Source organism: Streptomyces ambofaciens ATCC 23877 (assembly GCF_001267885.1).
GTDB lineage: Bacteria > Actinomycetota > Actinomycetes > Streptomycetales > Streptomycetaceae > Streptomyces > Streptomyces ambofaciens.
In genome coordinates, this window is record NZ_CP012382.1 from 1,059,154 (window position 1) to 1,079,313 (window position 20,160).

Annotated in this window: 7 protein-coding genes; all 7 read right to left on the bottom strand. The window is 73.2% G+C overall.

Annotated elements, in window-relative coordinates; translation table 11 throughout:
* Positions 1 to 158 precede the first annotated feature (158 nt).
* On the bottom strand, positions 159 to 14,597 hold the full coding sequence (locus tag SAM23877_RS04770; RefSeq protein ID WP_053127213.1) for a lonely Cys domain-containing protein: 14,439 nt from the start codon (positions 14,595 to 14,597) through the stop codon (positions 159 to 161).
* Entirely contained in the window at positions 14,598 to 14,945 is a 348-nt protein-coding gene (locus SAM23877_RS04775; RefSeq protein WP_053127214.1) for a hypothetical protein, read from the bottom strand.
* A 2-nt stretch (positions 14,946 to 14,947) separates the two neighbouring features.
* On the bottom strand, positions 14,948 to 15,460 hold the full coding sequence (locus tag SAM23877_RS04780) for a YbaB/EbfC family nucleoid-associated protein (protein WP_063796769.1): 513 nt from the start codon (positions 15,458 to 15,460) through the stop codon (positions 14,948 to 14,950).
* 20 nt (positions 15,461 to 15,480) lie between these two features.
* Positions 15,481 to 18,879: an AAWKG family protein gene (locus tag SAM23877_RS39620; RefSeq protein WP_053127216.1), complete on the bottom strand. Its 3,399-nt coding sequence runs from the start codon at positions 18,877 to 18,879 to the stop codon at positions 15,481 to 15,483.
* A gap of 12 nt (positions 18,880 to 18,891) precedes the next feature.
* Complete coding sequence (locus tag SAM23877_RS04790) at positions 18,892 to 19,338, bottom strand: type VII secretion system-associated protein (protein WP_053127217.1); 447 nt, start codon at positions 19,336 to 19,338, stop codon at positions 18,892 to 18,894.
* 28 nt (positions 19,339 to 19,366) lie between these two features.
* A complete protein-coding gene (locus SAM23877_RS04795) occupies positions 19,367 to 19,687 on the bottom strand; it encodes a WXG100 family type VII secretion target (RefSeq protein ID WP_053127218.1) in 321 nt (106 codons plus the stop codon).
* 67 nt (positions 19,688 to 19,754) lie between these two features.
* Positions 19,755 to 20,105: a hypothetical protein gene (locus SAM23877_RS04800; RefSeq protein ID WP_053127219.1), complete on the bottom strand. Its 351-nt coding sequence runs from the start codon at positions 20,103 to 20,105 to the stop codon at positions 19,755 to 19,757.
* Positions 20,106 to 20,160: the final 55 nt, after the last annotated feature.

Sequence of the window (20,160 nt, forward strand, 5' to 3'; positions counted from 1 at the left end):
GCCTCGACGCTGTGGAGGCGGGGCGGGGCGGTGAGGACCGGGACGACGAGCCTGCCGTCCTGCACGGCGGCCGTCACCGGTGCGCCGTCCGGCGTGCGGCCTCGACGATGTCCTCGGGGACGTGGGCGTCACCGCCTTGCTCTCTTCGTTCACCTCGTTCACCGCCGTCCGACTTCCCCCTCGCCCGCCTCTTCCTCGACCGGGTCGCTCGGACCGACCGCCCCGCGGGACGGCAGTCCGAGCTGCTGCCGGAGCCGTGCGGCGAGGCGCGCGACGGTCCGGGGGTCCGTTCCCTCCTCCGCCACGAGGACGGCGAGCCGGCGCACCGCGTCGCGGAACGCCTCCCCCGCGTACCGCCAGTCCGCCGTCGCCGCCTCGGCACCGTCGTCCGGAAACAGCAGGCCGACCACCGTGGCCCACGCCCGTGCGGCGTCCGGGGCCGGGACCGCGCTCGCGAAGGCTTCGAACGCGGACCTCCAGGTCCGGCGCGCCACCGTGGCGGCGACGGCGTCGAGGGCGTCCGGCCACGGGCCGGGGCGGGCCAGCAGCAGCCGCACCTGGTCGAGCGGTGCCAGTCCGCCGCCCCGCACGCCGCCGCCGAGTTGTGCCTCGACGTCCATGCCGGGGGTGATCTCGACACCCGCGTCCCTCAGTTCGGCCAGGGTGACGTTCCCGGTACCGGTCAACGCCGGCGGATCGCCGGGCAGGTCCTCCGCGCCCACCTGGCCGGCGAGCCACCGGCGTCGGCCCTCGTCGAGGGCGGTGGCCTCGGCGACGGGTGCCGACCGCGGTGCGAGGTGGGCCGGGTCGTCGTCGGGGTGCGGCGCCGTCGACCGCACCTCAGGCGGCTCGGGGGCGAGTCCGGGCCGCTCGGGGCCCGGAGCCGACGGGGGCGGGGGGACGGGTGCGGCGGTCTTCACCTGGTCGGTACGGACGACGACGCCCAGCCGGGCGCTGAACAGGGCCGCCACGTTGATCAGCCAGTCCGCGGCCTCCGCGGCGTCCAGGTCCGGGCGGACCGTCTCGCTCATGTAGCGGCCCGACTTGTCGTTCACCACCCAGGAGCGCAGCTCCGCGCTCCAGCGGAACTCGCCGGACACCCGGCTGCGTCCCGGCAGTGTCCGGCCGGGCGCCTCACCGCCGTCGTCGGCGAAAGCGGCGGCGATGCCGGTGTGGCCCAGGCCGTCCAGCGTCGCGCGCAGCGCCTCCGCCGTCAGGTCGGGGTCCTTCTGCAGCATCCCCGCCAGCAGCGCGTCGAACTGCTCGGGTGTGACGATCGCGCTCAGACCCTCCGTGCCCAGGATCACCCGCCCGTCATCGGTGACCGTGTACAGCCACACAGCGTCGCGGTTGCCGGTGATCAGCAGGCCGGGATCGACCTCGTCCAGCGGCACCCACAGGGGGTTGAGCCGTACGTCGCCGTCCTGGTCGCGTTCCTCGTCCTTGACGCGCTTCGGCCGAACCGGCGCGCCGAACCGGTCGTGGGCTGCGGCGTCGCTGCCGTCGTAGTGGTCGCTGCCGTCGTAGTAGACCTCTGTCCGCCGCGTGGCGTTGCCGGACCCGACGACGCCGATCCGCCGGGCGCCGGACGGGAGCGACCGCACCACGTCGACCCGCAGGTCGAAGGCGTGTGCCAGCAGGGGCAGGAAGACCTCCCCGGCCGGCGTCCCCCACCGCTCCGCCCAGTTGACGACGGCGTCCAGCAGGGCGGTGAGTTCCGTGTCGTCCAGCGGCGCGGTGCTCTGTGGGTAGGCGGTGGCGAGCAGACGCCGCAGGGCCGTGTCGTCGAGGTCGTCGGGCGTCGGCAGCAGACCGTGACGCGCGAGGTCCTCGAACATCTGGCGGGGGCTCAGTTCCTCGGCCTCCGCCTTCACGACGGCCCGGACGTCCCGCGGCGAGATGCCCGCGCCGGCGGGCGTCGAGGCGGTGCGGGCCGTGCGGGCGTCGACGTAGCGCCGCAGCAGGTCGGCGGGGTCGAGGGCTTCCGCGACGGGCACCTGCCGCACGCCGTGGTGCGTGAGGAGGGCGAGCATCGCGGCCCGGTCCGTTCCCTGTACGCGCGCGCTGAAGGCGTCGGCGACCGTCTGCCGGAACTGCCCGACGATCTGCGGGTGCAGCCGCCCGGCGCTGCGGCCCACGTAGTCCTCCACGTAGGTCCGCATGGCGTGGAGGGCCACCTGCGCGGGCCCGGCCGGGGGCTCGCCGGTCGCGGCGCGGAGCGCGGTGCGGCGGCGCAGTTCGGCGCGTACGGCGTCGGGGTCCCCGAGCAGGTCGTACGCGGCGCGGTCGGTGACGGCGAGGCCGGCCAGGTGTTCGCGGATGTGCACGGGGTCGCCGGCCAGGACGGAGTACAGGAGGCACTCCCCCGTGCCGGGCACCGGCACCCGGCGACCCCGCGCCCGGGCACCGTCGCCCTCCGGCTCGGAACCCTTCCCGCCGCCCCCGCGAGGAGGATCGTCCAGCGGCGTCGGCGTGTCCTTCGGCACGGGCGGGGTCCCCCGCGGCGGCAGCGGTACCGCGTCCTCGGGCAGCGGCCGCGAGCCCTCGGGCGGCAGCGGTCCCACGGCCTCGGGCGGCGCCTTCGGTGGTCCCTCGGGCGGCGGCGGCCCCACCGCCTCGGGCAAGGTGCGGGCGCTCGGCAGGGCCAGTCGGTAGTGGCGGTCGTCGAGGCTCAGCACCACGTGCGCGCCGGAGGGCGCCGCCGGTCCGACGAGGCCCCGGAGACCGCCCCTCGGGTCCTCGGGCGCGAAGTCCTGGAAGGCGCCGTCGCTCCCGACCACCGTGACGCGCACGCCGAAGGTCCGGGCGGCGAGCAGGGGAAGGAGGTCGGACGCGGCGTGGTTCCAGCCGGCCTCGGCGGCGGTGTCGCCCCGTCGCAGGAGCTGGGTGATCGCCAGTTCGGCCCGTACCTCGGGGGTCAGGTCGACGGCGTGCGGAACGAGGCCGCCGAGGGCGTCGAACTCGCGGCGGGCCGGTGTGCCCTCGGAGAGGTCCAGTCCCGCCGCGGCGATCTCCTCTGCGGTGAAGGCGTCGGTGACGTCGGGGGCGACGGCGGCCAGCAGGTCCTCGTCGGCGTGGTCGGTGAGCCAGGAGGCCATCCTCCGGCGCAGCCCGGACATCGTCCGGGGGTCGCCGGGGTCGACGCCCAGGGCGGCCGGCAGTCCTGGGGCGGCGTGTTCGAGGCCCAGGGCGAGCGCGTGGAAGAAGGCGTCGCCGTCCCTCGGCACGTCCTGGAGCGTGTACGTCTCGTTCGCGGGTGAGGTGAGGACGGTGTCGGGTGCGGTACCGGTCCTGGTGTAGCGGGGCGGGGCCGGGGGCTCGCTGAGGGGCGCCGCGGGCGGGGCCTGGTAGGTGACCGCGGGCGGCTCGGCCCGGCCGTCCAGTTCCTGACGGCCTTCCGCCGTGGCCGCGAGCCGGTGCCAGCGGGTGAGCTGGTCCGCACCGGCCCGCACGCGGTGGTACTCCGCCGCCGCCTTCTCCGCCGTGTCCCTGAGCGCGTCCAGCTCCGCGCGCCGGGTGCCGAAGGCGTCGCGTGCCGTGTCCCGGCGGGCGGTGGCCTCGTCGAGGGACCGGCCGGGCGCTCTCGCGGACAGCAGGGCCGCGTCGAGCCGCCCGTCGGCCGCCGCCTTCTCCTCGCGCGCGGTCCGCAGGCGCAGGTCGGCCGCCTTCCGCAGGTTCCCGGCGGCCTCCTCCGCGTCGGCCAGGCGGGCCGACGCGGCGTCCTGTTCCTCGCGCAGGAGCTCCGCCCAACCGTCGTGCTCGGGCGCGGCGTAGTCCTCGGCGACGGCGTCGGCTGCGGACCGGGCGGCGGCCACGGACGCGTCCGCGAGAGCGTGGGCGCGGCGCGCGCCGGCCTCGGCCCTCCGCAGGGCGCTGTCCGCGGTGTCGACGTCGGCCCGGGCCAGGTCGACCGGACGCGTGGCCGCGCGGAGGACCCGAGCGGCCGTGTCGAGCGAGGCCCTCGCGGCGTCGAGGTCCGCGCGCAGCCCGCCGGAGGCCCGGCGCTTCTTCCAGTAGGCCTTGTCCGCCTCGACCCACGCCCTGCTCGCCCTCTCGACCGCGTCCCACGCCTGCGCGACGGTGCCGGGGAAGTTCGCGTCGGTGACGAGGCGCAGGTCGCGGGCGACGTCCTCCCGGATCCAGGTGACGACGTACGCCTCGGACCTCATCGCCTGCGGGCCCGACCGGGCCTTGGCGAAGGTTCCGCCCCGGATGTGGTTCGCGAGCCGGGAGTCCACGACGCCGCGGTGCACGTCGCCGACGCTCAGCCAGGTGGCCGGGACGGCGAACAGGAAGGACCGGCCCGTCTTCGGCTTGAGGTTGCGCGAGGTCAGATGGTCGTCACCGACCGGCATGCCGTCGCCGTCGAGGTCGTTGGGGCCGGGGCCGAAGGCTCCGATCTGGTTGAGGCCCGCGTTGTGGGGAGAGTCGTACAGGAAGGCGCCGCCGAGACTCCCGGACTGGCCGTGCTCGACGGACGACGCGGTGCCGGCGTTCTCCCCGTACCGTCTGAGCACCTCCAGCTTCTTGCCGTCGACGACCGTCAGCAGCAGCGCGCGGCTGAAGTCGGGTGCGGAGCGCAGCGTCAGCCGGCCGGTATCGGTGCCCGCGAGGGACTTCTCGGTCAGTCCCGCCACCTGGTAGCCGTCCGGTTCGGTGGTGCGGGGGAAGAACGCGGTGACCGCCGAGGAGCTGATGCCGTCCTCCAGCGCCTGCGCCGAGCCGGTGCCCGGGCGGGTCAGTCCCGTCTCCCTGGTCCTGCGCAGGAGGTCGGTGAGGACGTCGTCGTCGGGGCCGGCCTCGCCCTCCAGTGCCCGGAGGGAGAAGCCGGCGTCGTACGCCTTGGTGAGCAGGAGGTCGCCGGCCATGCGGATGTTCTCGATGCCGATGATCCCGCGGGGGTGCATGCCGTTGTCAGGGAAGGTGAACGGCCGCGCGACACCGTCCCCGTCCCGGACCGCCGGTTCCTCTCCCGCCGCAGGTACGGGCACCGGGCGGGGCGGGCCGGCCAGAGCGGGGTCGGCTGCCGGATCGGGCGCGGGCAGCGGCCGGCCGGCTCCGGGCGTGCCGGTCCCCTCGGTCGGCGACGGCACCGGTTCCATCAGGCTGAGCGGCATGTGCTCGCGCAGTGCGCCGGCGTCCTCCTCCTCGACGATGCGCAGCCGGCCCCGGAGGCGGTCGAGGGCCGTGGGCGTCCCTTCGGTCGGCCTCGGGCCGGGCGGCGCGCCGGTGCCGGGGGTGTCGTCGGCCTCCAGGGTGATGCGCATCCGGTACGGGGTGACGACCTCCGCGTGCGGTTCGGTGGAGGCCGCCCGGTAGATGGTGACGGTGGTGACCGTGTGGCTCGACGCGACCGTCTTACGGTGGGTGCCGCCCTCGGTGTACGTGGGTCCGGCGGCCGGGACCTGCGTGTTGCCGGTGTGCACCAGCTGGCTGGTCAGGAGGCCCACGTCGGCGCCGGAGGAGGACTCCGAGTTCTGCTGGGCGGTCTCGATGGCCCGCCGGTTCTCCTCCAGCTCGACGCTGTGGTCGAGTCCCTCGAACACGGGGGTCCCCGGGATCAGCTCGACCCGCGCCCGCACCCGCCGGCTGCCGATCCGGACACTGTCCCAGCCCCAGCCTCCGGTCCTGACCAGGGTCGACGGACCGGTGGTCGTCATCTCCCCCTTCAGCGCCCGGGTGGCGCGGCCCGTCACCAGCTGCCGGATCCGCTCCCGGCTCTCGTCGTCGAGTCCCAGCCGCCGGATCCGCCGGTCGAACGCGAGCAGCACGTCCGTGGGGTCGAGCGCGTTCACCGCGTACGTGCCGAAGGCGGCGCCGCGCATCCAGGGCTGCGGTGTCCACATCCGCTCCGTGTAGCGGGGGACGTCGCCCATGCCGTCGTCGAGCAGCCCCATTCGGTGGGCGCTCTTCTCCGGGAGGTGGCCCAGCAGACCGCCGGGGGTGGTCAGTGCCGTGCCCGCCGCTCCGGCGAGGGAGCGCGGCACGAGGTCGCTCGCCGCACCGGCCGCTGCGGTCCGGCCCGTGCCCAGCCGACTGGAGAGCAGCGCGAACCAGTGCTGCACGTCACCGGCCACCAGCACCTGGTGGGTGAAGCCCTTGCGGTTCATGTCCGCGACGACCGTACGGACGACACTGACGCTGTGCGCGCGGGACGTCGAGACGGGGTTGGCGGCGATCCCGTACGCACCCATGAGGCCGTGTCCCGGCTGCTGGGCGACGGAGTAGACCAGCTGACCGCCGAAGACGAAGCCGGTGCTGTTGCTGACCTTGCCGGCCGCCTGCCGGGTGCCGCCGAGCGTCATCTCGGTGTCCATGGACATCGGCGGGGTGAGGGCGCGCAGGTTCCCGACCGTCGTCGCGTACCGGAAGGTCCCCCACAGTTCGCCGTAGGGCCCCTTGCCCAGCAGGCCGCTGCCGGCCAGGCCCAGCGGCCCCGAGCTCTGGTCGAAGCTCGACGCAAGGTACTGGGGGGTGAAGGTGCGCAGGATCGCGTCGCGGGTGGGGGCGCCCTCCTTGGCCAGTTGCCAGGCGCTGCCCGACGCTTCCCGCAGGACCCGGTCCACCGCCGCGACCAGCGCCGGGGAGAGCAGCACGTTCACGATGACGAACGGGTGCTGCCGGAACTCCTCGAACTGCCGTGACCCGCGGTCGGCGAGCCGTCCGGCGGGCCGCCTCGCCTCCGGAGCCCCGGGCAGCACGAGGTCGCCCCTCGCCAGGGCGAGGGCCCGCTCGGTGGTCATGGACTCGGGGGCGGGCTCTTCGGCCGCATAGGGGTTGAGCGTCCCGTCCGCGTGCGGATCGGCGTCGGGTGTGTGCTGCACCGGGACACCGATGAGCACTTGCCCGGTCACCGGGCCGCCGCCCCGTGGTCCGCCCGTCCGCGTCCGGCCGAAGAGCACGTTGACCGGCTCGTCCAGGACCAGCAGTCCGGGCAGTCCGAGGCCGAGCCCGCGGATCAGGCCGCGGGGCCGCCAGTAGCCGCCCAGGGACGCGGTGAGGGAGAGGTCGTAGCGGTACAGGTGGGTGGGCTGGTTGCTCACCGACATCGGTTCGTTGGTGACCGTCGAGCCGAAGGCGGTCTCCGCCTCCCACTGCCACCCCTGGCGCGCGCCCAGGGCCAGGCCGAGCGTGTTGCGGGGCAGGCCCGCGCTGTCGTCGACGCTGTTGTCGCGGCCCGAGAACGTTCCCTCGATGCCCAGGTCGAGGCCCCGCTTCGCGCTCGTCTGCCCGTCGAGCCGCTCGATGCCCTGCGCACTGAAGCGCATTCCCTCGTCGGCGTCCTTGCCCTCGTACCGCCGCCCGGTCAGCTTCCCGCGCACCCGGAGGGTGTAGTAGGTCTGTCCGACGGAGTCGGGGTCCGTGAGTCTGATCGGCAGGCCGACGGTGGTCAGCGCCTCCAGGTTCGCGGTGACGTTCTGCTGGGACAGCACACCGAGGACCTGCAGGGTGTTCTGGAGCGCGATCCGGTACTTGACGGGATCGGTCCACCGGGGCGGCACCGGCAGGCTCCGAGCGGCCCGGAGCGCCTGGTCCGGCCTGTGCCCGAGCAGCTCGTCGAAGCGGGCGCGCCATCCCTTCGGCAGGTCCGGCGGGAGCAGCTGGTCGAGGGGCACCACCAGCCCTCGGCGCAGCTGCGCGACGGCGTCCACCACACCGTCGGCGAACGCGTCCAGCAGGGTGCGGCCGACGCCGTCCGCCGTGTCCGGGGTGACACGGGTGCGCAGGCCGTCGTCGAAGGTGAACTCCTTCACCCGGTGCATGCCGAGGGTGCGCGGGCGGTCCGCGGTCAGATAGGCCGGCACGAACGGCGGTGCTGCGCCGTTGCGCAGGGCGAGTGCGGTCCCGTCGTCCCAACCGGCCAGCCGCCGCGCCTCGGAGCTGGTCATCCGGTCCAGGCTCCAGGTGAGGAAGCGCGTCGGGGGCGCGTCGTCGCCGGCCCGCCGCACCCGCACCGACTTCACCACCAGGTAGAGGGCGGTCCTGGGGCCCTTCACCTGTCCGGCCGACTTGAGGGTGCCGGCCGCCCCGAGTCCGACGGACCAGGTCTTCGCGTACGAGTACTGGGCGGTCGGCCCCAGTTGGAGTCGCAGGTCGAAGGGGGCGGTGCCGGGGTCGAGGAAGTTGAAGGCGGGTCCGGCGACGGCTTGCAGCAGGAGGCTCCTGCCGTGCGCTCGGCTGCGCTCGCTGCGGACCGTCGACGTGTTGATGTCCCGCATCTCGGCCTGGTCGGTCTCGCCGACGAGCACCGCCGTCCGCGGGATCAGCTCCTCCACCACGAAGACGCCCAGCGGTGACTTCTTCCTGTCGTCGGCGAACAGCGGCGGGGTGGTGATGCGGCCGCGCGCCATCGTGCCGCCGTGCCGTTGGAAGCTGTCGCCGGAGAAGAAGATGTCCAGTTCGGTGTAGGCGGAGCTGCCGGGCAGTGCTCCGATCCGTGCGGCGGCCCAGTCGCGGATGGCCGCGACGGGGCCGAACCCCTCGATGCGGACGAAGCGGTACTGGGAGTCGCGGTCCAGGTCGATCACCCGGGGGACGCGGCCCGGCTCCGGCATCCTCGTCACGCTGTCGGGCAGGCGCACCGAGAGCCCCCTGCGGACGCCGAAGGCGAAACGGGCGGGCGCTGCCGGGCCGGTGCCTGTGCCTGTGACGACCCGGCCGGTGGCGTCGGTGACACGTATCTCGTAGTGGACGTCGTCGAGGAAGGACCGTGACGTGTCCAGCGTCCGGGTCTCCATCTGGTTCATGCGCTGGTCGGTCAGGGTGTAGCCGACCTTGTCGATGAAGCCGAACCGCAGGGCGAGACGGCCGAAGCCGCCGAACGCCGCGGTGCCCGCCGGGCCGATCGGTCCGCCGAGCCCGTACTGGGAGTTGACCTGCATGTTCTTGGTCAGTCCGAAGGTCGCGGCGGCCCGGTGCATGCTGTCGATCTTCGTCGCGTCGCCGATGCCGTCGTCGAACGGGGCCCAGTTGCCGTGGTGACGCGCCCTGACCCACAGGACGCGGACCCTTCCGTCGGCGTTGACGTACGGGAACGGGCGCCCCTCGCCGTCCGCCAGGGTCTTCGGCTTGTCCCGGAGGGTCTGCCGGACGTCGTCCAGCAGCCGTGCGTCGTCCGCGGGCCGGGCGTCCGGACTGCTCGCCAGTTCGCGGTCGATGGCGTCCAGTGCCTGATCGACGCCGCGCAGGACGACCGTGCTCTGTCCGAAGGTGCTCGGGTTGGCTAGGAGTTGTTCGAGTTCGGTGGCGGTCAGGTCGGACGGCAGCAGCGACCGGAGGTCGTCGACGTACTCGGGCATCCGCCGGCCGTCCGCGAACCGGGCAGGAGTGCGGTGTGTCCGGGCGGGCGGTGCCATGGCGGGGTCGAGGCGCGGGGCGTCCGGAGAGGACGGACCCGACGTCCGGCGCAGCGCGCGCGTCGTCCGCAGCGTCCGCTCACGGGTCTCCCGCGGAGCCGGCCCCGCCGGGTCGGTGGGCGGGCCGGCGGGGCGGGCACGGCCGTCCAGCGGGTCGGTCGGAACGGATGGTGTGGGTGGCGCGACGGTCGGGACGGACGGTGTGGGCGACGCGCCGGTCGGCACGGGCCGTGTCGGCGGCTGGTCGGTGTCGGCGGTGTCGCCGAACACGTCGTCGTCGAGATGCTCCGGCAGGGGCGGGTCGAAGTGCTCGGGCGTGCCCGAGTCGCCTTCGCCCGGGCCCACGGCGCCGCCGTCGGGGTCCGCGAACGTGACGTCGTCCACTCCGGGACCGCCGCCGTCCGGTCCACGGGCACCCGGTGCGGTGAGATCGCCGGGGCGGACGACCGACCAGTCGGCGGCGGCCGGACGCCCGGGCGTGCCGGGAAGCAGGGTGGGGACATAGGGCCGCGACGGCCCGGTGGCGGCCAGGCCCACACCGCCCCGCGAGGCCCATACGGCCCGGCCGGTCCCGGCGCTGACGACGGCGCGCGGGTCCACGCCCCGGACGGCGGTGGACGTTCCGGCGAGCGTTCCGGTCGTCGGGGCGTCGGAGGGCCCGCCGGTCGGCTCGGTGGACCGGTCGGTGCTCGTGCCGCGGGACGCTTCGCCGGACGAGGCGGTCGCGGCCGCGTCGGGGGGTCCGGTGGGGGTCGGTCCGGTGGCCGGGGCCGCCCTCGAGAGGGCCAGGACCACGTCCGTGCCGTCCACCGGGCGGGCGTTCAGCACCGGGTCCCGCGCCAGCAGTTCGGCGACCTCCTCGTACGGCACCCGGCCGCGGAACCCCCCGGGCAGGTGCATGAGCAGGTGGTCCCGGCCGCCTCCCGCCCAGACCGTGTAGGCCGGGGGGCCGCCCGGCGTGCTCCACGGCGGTCGCTCCTGGCCCACGGGCCGATAGCCGCCGCCCGCCTTCGGCGCGGCGACGACGACGCGGTCGGTCGTCATGGTCGCGTGCGGCGGGGCCTGCGCCCAATGGCGGCCGACCGGTGCGCCGCCCGCGTCGCGGAGCTGCGTCTCGGGTGAGAGGGCGCCCAGCGTCTCCAGGTGGAAGGCGCCGAGTTCGGTCGGGTCGTCCACGTCGACGCCGACGGCCGCCGCCCGGGCGACCAGGTCGAGCAGCTCGGGCAGCCGAGCGGCGTCCGGCTGCTCCAGGTGCAGGACCCTGCCGGTGAGGGCGGTGGGGGCGGGGGTCTTGCTCTCCCACTCCAGGGCCTTCACCGTCGCCCAGAACAGCCGGTCCCGCTCGGGGCCGGCGACGCCCGCCGCGTCCGGGGCCAGGCCGAGGACCCGGACGGTCTCGGTGTCCAGGTCCCGGTCCGCGAGACCGCCCAGCCGCCGTGCCGCCGCGGTGACGTGGGGCAGGGCGACGAAGTCGGAGAGTACGGTGCCGGGTTGCCGGCGCAGGGCGTCGGTGGCCCGGGTGAGCAGGTCCCGGTAGGCGTCGGGGCCGGGGGCTCCCGGCCGGCCGGCGAGGACCGCGCGCTCGAACAGGTCCATGGAGAACGGGCCGCTGTCGCGCAGGACGGGGTCGGCCGCCCGCATGGTCTCCAGCGCTCCGATGCCGGCGAGGAGGTCGCCGTAGCGGCTGTCGTCCTCGATGGCCGCGCCGAAGGCCAGCCGCAGCGCGCGGACCAGGCGCAGGGTGCGGTCGCGGGCCGTGTCCGTGACCGGCCGCGAGAGGTCGGTGTGGAGACCCGCCGCGCGGGCGCGGTCGTCGAGCAGGTCGCCGGTGGGTTCGGGCCGGTGCTCCACCCAGGCACCGCGCCGCCCCCGGGAGTCCGTGTACAGGCGGTGGACGAACGTCCCGTCCGGCAGCGTCGCGAAGCTGACCATGTGCGTGCCGCCGTACGTGGTGCGGCCGGTCTCGTTGGCTACGTGCTGGCTCTCGCTGACGACCGCCAGGGGGTCGGGGACGAACGTGTCGTCGATGCCCCGGCGGGTGCGGACCACGCCCGGCGGCTTCGCGCTCGAACACGCCTCCATCAGGACGGCGTGGTCCCCGGGGAGCCGCGCGAGGCTCGGCCGCCGCTTGAGCATCCCGCCGGTCTCCCGCCCCCGGGAGTGGTGCGCCGGGTTCGACAGGGTCGGTACCCGGGTCGCGCCGGGCCGGGCGTGGGCGCCGAAGACGTACACCGGCTTGCCGGCGAACGGGACGGGGTCGTCGTCCTTGACCGACTCTCCGGTGGCCGGGTTGTGGTGCCACAGCTCCGACGACTCCGTCGCGAGCCTGAGTGCCGCGATCCGGCGCGGCGCCTCCGCGTCCTCGAACACGCCTCTGCCGATGGTGGTGCCGCCTTCGGTGACGACGCTGTGCGAGCGCACCTCGCGCTCCCAGTCCGGGGCGTTCTCGCGCTCCGCCGGGTCGGTGACCTGGCCGGGGGTGCTGCGGATCCAGTCGGCGCGCGGCAGCCCCTCCCCGTACAGCAGGGAGACGACGTACGGGTGCGACGGGTCCCGCTGCGGGGACACCTTCACGGTGCCGCCTGCCGACCAGACCTCCCTGCCGACCCGGTCCGCCGCCTGGCGCGGCAGATCCAGGCCGCGGGCCCCGGCGTCCGGTACGAGCAGCACCACGGGGGTGTCCGGAGGCAGGCCGGCCAGCCGGGGGTCGCGGGCCAGCAGCTCGGCGAAGACGTCGACCGGCACCTGGCGCGGGGCGCCGTCGTAGCCGCGTACGACGATCCGTTCGTGGTCGCCCTCCGCCATCACGACGTACGGCGTCGGCTCACCGGGCCGGTGCCAGGGCGCGGGCTGGACATCACCGCGCCCCAGGGTGCCGTCCGGCTGCCGGGCGACCTTCCCCACCTCGGTGAGGTCGAGGTGGGGGATCGCGGTGCTCGTCCAGTTGCGGCCCTGGAGGCCGCCGCCGTCGGTCAGCGCATGGGTGAGGGACAGGGCACCACGGAGCTCCAGATGGAAGGCGGCCAGGGCGGCAAGGCTGCCCGCCGATTCCACCGCGGGGTCCGAGACCACCCGGAACAGTTCGCTGCGCTGCGCGTCGGTCACCGGGTCGGCGGTGTCCAGGAGCAGCACCTGGCGGGTCAGGACGTCCAGGTCCAGGGGACCGTCGCGGAGCGCGGGGACGGTCTGCCGGAGCTGGTCGAGGTGCGCGAGGGCGTCCCGCAGGGCGGGGTGGACGGGGTTCGTCGCGATGCCGGGTCCGAACACGTCCGTCAGCAGCCGGTCGTAGAGGGCTTCGGTGGCGGGGTCCGGCCCGAGGTGCGTCCCGGACCCCGGCTCCGGCTCGGCCCCGGGCGAGGCCTGGCCGTCCTCCCAGTCCACGATCATGTCGATCGAGTCCACCGATCCGGGCGATCCGGGATCGGAGGAGGTCCCGGTCGGCAGGCCGGCCGGTGCCCGGGAGCTGAGCGGTGTCTCGTCGACGGAGGCGGACCGCGGGGGCGGCCCCTCGCGGGGGACGACCGGGGCGGGCTCGACCGTGCCGCCGATGGAGGCCGGCACGTCCTCGGACTCGGTGCGCACGGGACGGTGGGACGACGGATGGCCGTCGGACGTGGTGCGGCCGCCCTCGGCCCTCGGTGCCGCGGAGGAGGAGCGGGACCGGTCGACCTCCTCCGGGGCGTGGGTGCGAGGCGCGTCCGGGACGACCGTGTCCTGGGTCGCCGGACCTCCGGTGACCGCCGGGTCGTCGGACGGTGGGGTCCGGTGCCGTGGCGGTGGGGCCGCGGTGGGCGAGGCCTGGCTCTGGGACGTGGTGACCGACGGGCCCGGTGCGGCGTCCGGCACGAGGGGCGGCTGGGCATGCGGCTGCCGAAGGCTGTCGGTGAGGGGCCGGGGCGTGTCCTCGTCGACCGGCCGCGGGGCGGCGGAGCCGACGGTGGCGGGCCCGTTCGCCGGCAGCGCGTCGCCCCCGTCCACAGGCCGGTCGCCCCCCGGGCCCGGTGTCGCGGACGGGCTGAGGGCGGAGAAGACCGTCTCGGTGCCCGGATCGTCCACCAGGGAGTCCCGGTAGGGGTCCGTGTCCCCTACGCGGGGGCGGGAGGTGTCACCGTGTGGCGCGCCGTACGTCTCGTCGTACGTGTCGTACGTGTCGTACGTGCCGTCGTACGGCACGTCGTCGTACGTGTCTCCGTACGCGCTCCTGGAGGCGGTGCCGCCCGGGTACGGACGGCTCGAGGCGTCACCGTAGGTGTCCCGTCTGCCGCCGCCCGGCAGGTCATTGAGGTCATCGGGACCGAAGTCGAGGTTCCGGAGGAACTTGTCGTTCAGCCATGTGCCGCCGTACTCCGCGCCCGTGGCGGCCGCTTCGAAGAGGAGGCCGCTGAGACCGGCGCTGACGAACGTGCCGGGGTTGACGGCGAACGTGCCCAGGAAGACGAGGCCGGTGAAGGCCTCCGCGAAGGTCTCCGCCTGCCCCTCGTTGACGAAGGCGAGCGGAAGGTCGAGCACTTCCTTCCACGTACGGTTGTCCTTGACGAGGTTACGGACCACCGGCCCGCTGAACTGGGAGAACAGGCCTCCGAAGAGTCCCGCGAAGGCGCCGGCGACGGCCGACTGACCGATGTCCTTCCAGTCGAAGGCGTCGCGCCGGCGCTCGGGGTCGTCCGGCGCGGTCATGGAGATCAGCTGCGCGGCGAACGAGACGAACGCCTCCTGGATCGCCTCCAGCAGCACCGACAGCGGTGTGGGAACGGCACGGCCCAACCGCTGGAGGAGCAGCAGGATGGTGAGCGCGGTGCGTGCCTTCTGGAGGGCGATCTCGGTGAGCGACGTACCGCCGGTGAAGACGGCCAGCGCGGCGATCAGGGCCAGTTCGATGTTCATCAGGATGAACTCGATGAGGATCTGGTACTTGGCCTCGGACAGCTTGATGGAGCGGTCCACCTGTCGCGCGCCCAGGTCCCGCAGTTCGTCGGAGAACTTCTGCAGGTGGTTCTGGCCGTTGTCGTCGACGAAGAGCCTCATCGCGGCGACGAACTCGTCGGCGATGCGCGGGGGGAGCGAGTTCCCCGCGGTGGAGATCGCTCCCTTCATCGCGTCGGACAGGTCGCCGACGTCGTCGGCCAGACGCTTGTAGGGGGTGCGGCTGTCGAAGCCCAGGTCCTCGTTGCCGGTGGCGACGTTCGCGCCCACCCAGACCTCGATGAACTCCCGCAGGCCCGGCGGGAACATGATGGCCATTCAGCGCCTGTTCTCGCTCTCCGAGCCCTGCGCCTCGATGTCCTCCAGCGCCCGGGTCTGCGGTCGCTGCACGTGGTCGGCCTCCGCGGCGACGGCGTCGACCAGCGCCATGAACCCGCCGGTGATCGCCAGGACCGTGTCCGCCACCTGCTGCTGTTCGCGTCGAACCTGGTCGCCGACCGCGTCGGCGAACGCGTCGTCGCCGCCCTCCTCGCCCCACCAGCCCGAGTAGGCGGCGTTGCCGTTCTCGAAGCGGGGCAGCATCTCGTCGCCGTGGCGCACCGCGTCGGCGAGGTGCCTGGAACCCTGCAGAATCGCCTGGATGTCGGCGGAATAGTTGCCGGCCATGACTACGCGCCCTCCTGCCGTCCCCGTCGTCCGTCGTCCGTGCCGCGGGCCGCACCGGGCGGGGCCGCGGGTACTTCGTCATCCTCGACGATCTCGTCGCGGAACCCGCTCATCGCCGTGGGTGCCTGCGCCACGGCGGTCTCGCGGAGCAGCGATCCGAAGACGGACTCCCAGTCGACGCCCATCCGCTGCGGAGCGGCGCCCCGCGCGGTCATCCTGGTGAGCGGGTCGAGTGTGGCGACGACCCGGCGGGCCATCTCGGCCCGCGCCTTGTTCGCGGCCTCCAGTACCGCCGCGGAGAGCTGGGCGGCGGCCATGGTCCTGTACTTGCCGTCCAGGAACTCCAGGCCGGTCAGTTCCCCTTTCGCGCCGACGGAGACCCGCACCGACCGGTCCGCCGAACGTGCGCTGACCGACGCCGCGTCCAGTTCGGCGCGTGCCGAAGCAGCAGCCCGCTCCGCCGCCTCGAGGTGGGCCATCGCCTGGGCCACTCGGTCCTCCATGGGCTGACTCATCCGGGTCCCTCCCCTTCTCCTCAGCGCCCCAGGGCCTGCGGCGCGCCACCCTCGTCGGTGCCCCAGACGTCCTCGTCCTCGGCCAGCCATGTGGTCCGTTCCCTGTCCCCGCTCTCCGTCTGCGGCCTGCCCTCCCCCGCTCCGCCCATGGGTCCCATCGGCGGCATGAAGGGCGTGCTGCTGCTGGTCTGCGTGGACCTGGGAACGACGCGGTGCTCCTCGTCGTCGACGGTCGGCGTGACGGCGGTCGTCCGCCCGGGCCGTCCGACCCCGGGCTCGATGACGGTCCTGGTGCGCTCGCCCGAGCCGCCACCCGCCTCGCCGCCCGCGCCGCGCATCATCGGCGGGTACATGCCCGGCGAGCCCGCCCCGGCGCCGCCGGCGGAGGCGTCCGCCGGGACGTCGCTGCCCTGCGGACGCCCGAGCGCCGCGGTGAGGTCGTCCTGGTTGTAGAGGTTGTCGTCGAAAGCGGCGGAGTACCCCGAGCCGGCCGGGCCGGCCGAGCCCGCGGAGCCGCCCGGGTGGCCGACGGAGAGGTCGGGAGGCTCGGGAAGGTCGGCGATGCGCCGACGGATCTGCTCCTCGATGTCCTTCCCGTCGGCGTCGATCCTGTCGTACTCGGCCTGGATGCCGGCCATCTGCCGGTCGTAGTCGGCCTTGGCGTCCTTGCGCGCCTGCTCGGCCTCGGAGCGTGCCTGCTCGCGGTCCGCCTGGGCGTCGCTCTTCGCCCGGTCGTACTCGGTGCGGGCCTCGGTCTCGGCGGCGTCGGCACGTGCGAGGGCGTCCCGCTCGGCGGCGTCGATCTCCGCGATCCGCCGGTCGTAGGCCTCGCGGGCCTCGTTCCCGTCGGCGCCGGCGGCGGTCTCACGCTCGTACTCCCGGCGCGCCTCGGCCCGCTCCTGCTCGGCGTCCTGCCTCGCCCGGTCCCGCTGCTCCTGGGCTTCGGCCTTCTCCTGCTCGTACTCCCGGCGCGCCGCCGCCTCCTGGCGGTCGGTGTCCTGGAGGGCGGCGTCGCGCTCGGCGCGGGCCTCCGCCTTCTGCTGCTCGTAGTCGGCCTGCGCGTCGGCCCTGGCGTTCTGAGCGTCCAGCCTGGCCTGCTGCTTCTCCTGGAGGGCCTCACGGCGGGCTTCCTCCTGCTCGGCCTCCGCCCTGGACCGCGCGTCCGCCTGGTCCTGCTCGGCGGCGTCCCTCCCCGCGGCGGCCTCCGTCTTGGCCGCGTCCTGCTCACGCTCCGCCTCGGCCCTGGCCGCATCCTGCTCGGCCTTCGCCGCTTCCTTCTCCGCGGCGGCCTCCGCCTTCGCGGCCTCCTGCTCGGCTTTGGCGTCGGCCTTCTCCTGGTCGGCCTGTGCCTTCGCCGCCTCCTTCTCCTTATCCCCCTCCTCCTTGGCCGCCTCCTGCTCACGCTCCGCCTCGGCCCTGGCCGCATCCTGCTCCGCCTTGGCCGCCTCCTTCTCCGCGGCGGCCTCCGCCTTCGCCTCGGCCTGCTCCCGGTCGGCCTCCGCCTTCGCGGCGTCCTGTTCGGCCTTGGCCTCGGCGCGGTCGGCTTCGGCCTGGTCCGCGGCCCGTTCCCGTTCCTTCTTCGCCTCGTCCTGCGCCTTCTGGTTCTGCGCGAGAGCGAACGTCTGCTGCTCGGCGGCCGTCTGCTTGGCTTCGGCCTTCTCCCGCTCCTGCTCGGCCTTGGCCTCCGCCTTCTCCTTCTCCGCCTCCTCCTTGGCGGCCGCCTGCTCCGCCTTGGCCTCGGCCTTCTCCCGCTCCTGTTCCGCCTTGGCCTCCGCCTTCTCCTTCTCCGCCTCCTCCTTGGCGGCCGCCTGCTCCGCCTTGGCTTCCGCCTTCTCCCGCTCCTGTTCCGCCTTGGCCTCCGCCTTCTCCCGCTCCGCCTCCTCCTTGGCGGCCGCCTGCTCCGCCTTGGCCTCCGCCTTCTCCTTCTCGGCTTCGGCCTTCTCCCGCTCCCGCTCGGCCTTGGCTTCGGCCTTCTCCTTCTCGGCTTCCGCCTTGGCCTCCGCCTTCTCCTTCTCGGCCTCCGCCTTCTCCCGCTCCCGCTCGGCCTTGGCCTCCGCCTTCTCCCGCTCCGCCTCGGCCTTGGCGGCCGCCGCTTCCGCGTCCGCCTTCTTCTTCTCGGCGTCGGCCTCCGCCTCGGCGGAGATCTCGGAGAGGGGCCGATCGTCCTTGTCCGTGATGCTGGTGTCGAACGCCTTCTCCGCCGTCTTGAAGGCGTTGTGGATCGCGACGACGGCCTCGGCGCCCGCCGTGCCGAGCCAGTCCTGCACCGACTGCTCCCACCGGCGCACCGCCTCGTCGGCGATCGCCTTCCACGTGGTCATCTCACTCGGCTTGCCGTACGACTTGCCCTCGATCACGATCTCGTTCTGGAACCCGGTGGTCGACACCACGTAGTTGTGCCAGGAGGTGTACGCCCCGGACCCGCTGGACACCGTCTCGATGTCCGTCTTGTCGTACTGGGTGTCGAAGAGGGTCAGCCGGGCGTTCTGGAGCATGTCGTAGAGCCAGCGCTGCGGATTGCTCTCGGCCCTCCACGCGGCATGGGCGTCGGACAGCTTCTGTGCCTGGGCGAGGAGGACGCCCTGAGCCTCGGCCAGCGCCCGGGCGGGCGCGGTGGTCACCGTCACGTCGTCGATGGTGAGCGCGGTCTCCTCGCCGCCCTTGCCCTTGAGCTGGTCGGCGTACCCCTCGTAGTTGCGGGCCAGTTTGTGGATGAGCTCCTTGAAGATGGCGGCCGACGTGCCGTCCCAGGCGTCGCTGCCTTCTCCGATGTTTTCGGTGTCCCACTTGCCGACGGTGTCCGCACTGTCCTGGAAGAACTTCACCACCCGGTCGAACGCCTGGGCAGCCTCCGTGAACGTGCGCAGGTCGACGTAGTCGGCGTCGTTCACCGGGTAACCGCGGTTCGTGAACCCGTGGGTCGAGTAGGGCCACATGATGAGCTGCGAGAGGGCGTCCAGCGAGCCGTAGACGTACCGGACCAGCGCGTTGGTGTTCCAGTCGAGCTTCTCGCCCTCTTTGTTCCAGCCGCCCTTGTCCTTCAGGCGCTCACTCGTCTTCGTGTAGTCCGGGATGATGTCGTTGCCGCTCGGCGGCGAGTCCTGGCCGGACGCGAGGAAGGTGATGTGGGCGCGGTAGCGGTAGAGGTACTTTCCCGCGGACACGTCCTGGGAGTCGTCGCCGGGGCGGTAGAACGGGATGGTGTAGTCGGTGTTGTGCGTCTTCCATCCGCTCGAGGACAGGAAGCCCGACGAGTACTCCGGGCCACCGTGCTTGTCCAGCCGGACATGGATCAGCGGGATGCCGTCATTACCCTTCAGATCGTCGAACAACGTCTTCCGCTCCGGCAGGACGTAGCCGGTGAGCAGGTCAACCGCCTTCTTCCAGTTGTCGTTGTTGTTGTCCTCGGGATTGGCCATCGCCGAACTCCGCTACTCTTCCTCTTCGGTTCCACCCGGATTGCCGAGATCACTGTCGACGTCTTCGAAGATGTCCATGAAGTCGTCCGCGGTGATGTTCTCGAGGTTCTTGCCCTGCGCTTCGGCCAGTTCGTCGATGGTGTCCCACAGCGCCTGTTCGAGATCCTCGAAGAGCACCGTCTGGTCCTCCAGGATGCGCAGGACCTCGCCCGCGCCCTGCTGGACGACCTTGTTCAGGGCTCCCCCGCCGACCGCACTGTTCTCGCCGGCCATGAGGCCGATGACGAGCGGCTTCGCGGCGTCGATCGTCGTGGTCGAGATGCTGTCCGCGATGAACGAGATCGCCGGTCCGGCGGTCGGACTGTCCTTGAGGATGTTCTCCAGCGTCGTACGGAAGCCGTCGATCTGGTGGTTGATGAAGTTCTTCAGGAACGTGCTGTCGAGGACCGTGACGGCCACGTGATCACCCCTCCGTCACCGGCCGGCGTCAGCGGCTGCCGATCCTGATGTCGCCCCACCGCTGCGACAGGTTCTGCTCCGTGTAACGGTAGTTGGAGGAGATCTCGGTGAGCAGCCCGGAATGGTTGGCGAGCAGGTTCTTGATGTTCTCGACAGCGTTGTCCCACTTCGCCTGGACCTCGCTGTAGACGTCTTTGTCGTCACCGATCCAGCTGTTCCGGAGTTCGGCCAGCTCCATCTCCAGGTTGGCCAGGATGCTCATGATCGCCTGGGACTGGCCGACCATGTCGTCCGCCGCGCCTTCGGCATGGTTGTAGTCGACGTAGATGTAGCCGTCGGAGAAGTCCATCGGAGTCCTCGATTCACCGGGGGGACGACGAGTGTGGAAAGGGTTGGCTCTGCCGGGTGCCGCGAGATCAGTTCGACGACGTGCTGGTGCCGTTGAGCTCGTCGAACACCTGCGTGGAACGTGAGTACTCCGCGTCGATCGCGTCACTCGTGGACCCCTGCACCAGCCCGTGCTCCCTGAGGGTGCCGTTGAGCTCGTCGACCATCCGGTCCAGGTTGATCAGGATGGTGTCGACGTGCTCGTCCCACTGCTCCAGCAGCTTCTTGTACTTGCCGCCGTCCGCACCCCCGTAGTTCGAGGCGAGCGTGTGCGACGTCGACTGGACATCCTGCTGACAACGCTGGACACCGGTGAAGGCCTGTTCCAGGGCCATAATTCCATTGCGGGTCGCGCGTTCTTCGGACTGCTGCATGGCCATGAGAGAACTCCCTTTTCGGCGAAACTCACCGGGCTGCGGCCCCCACTTCACTCCG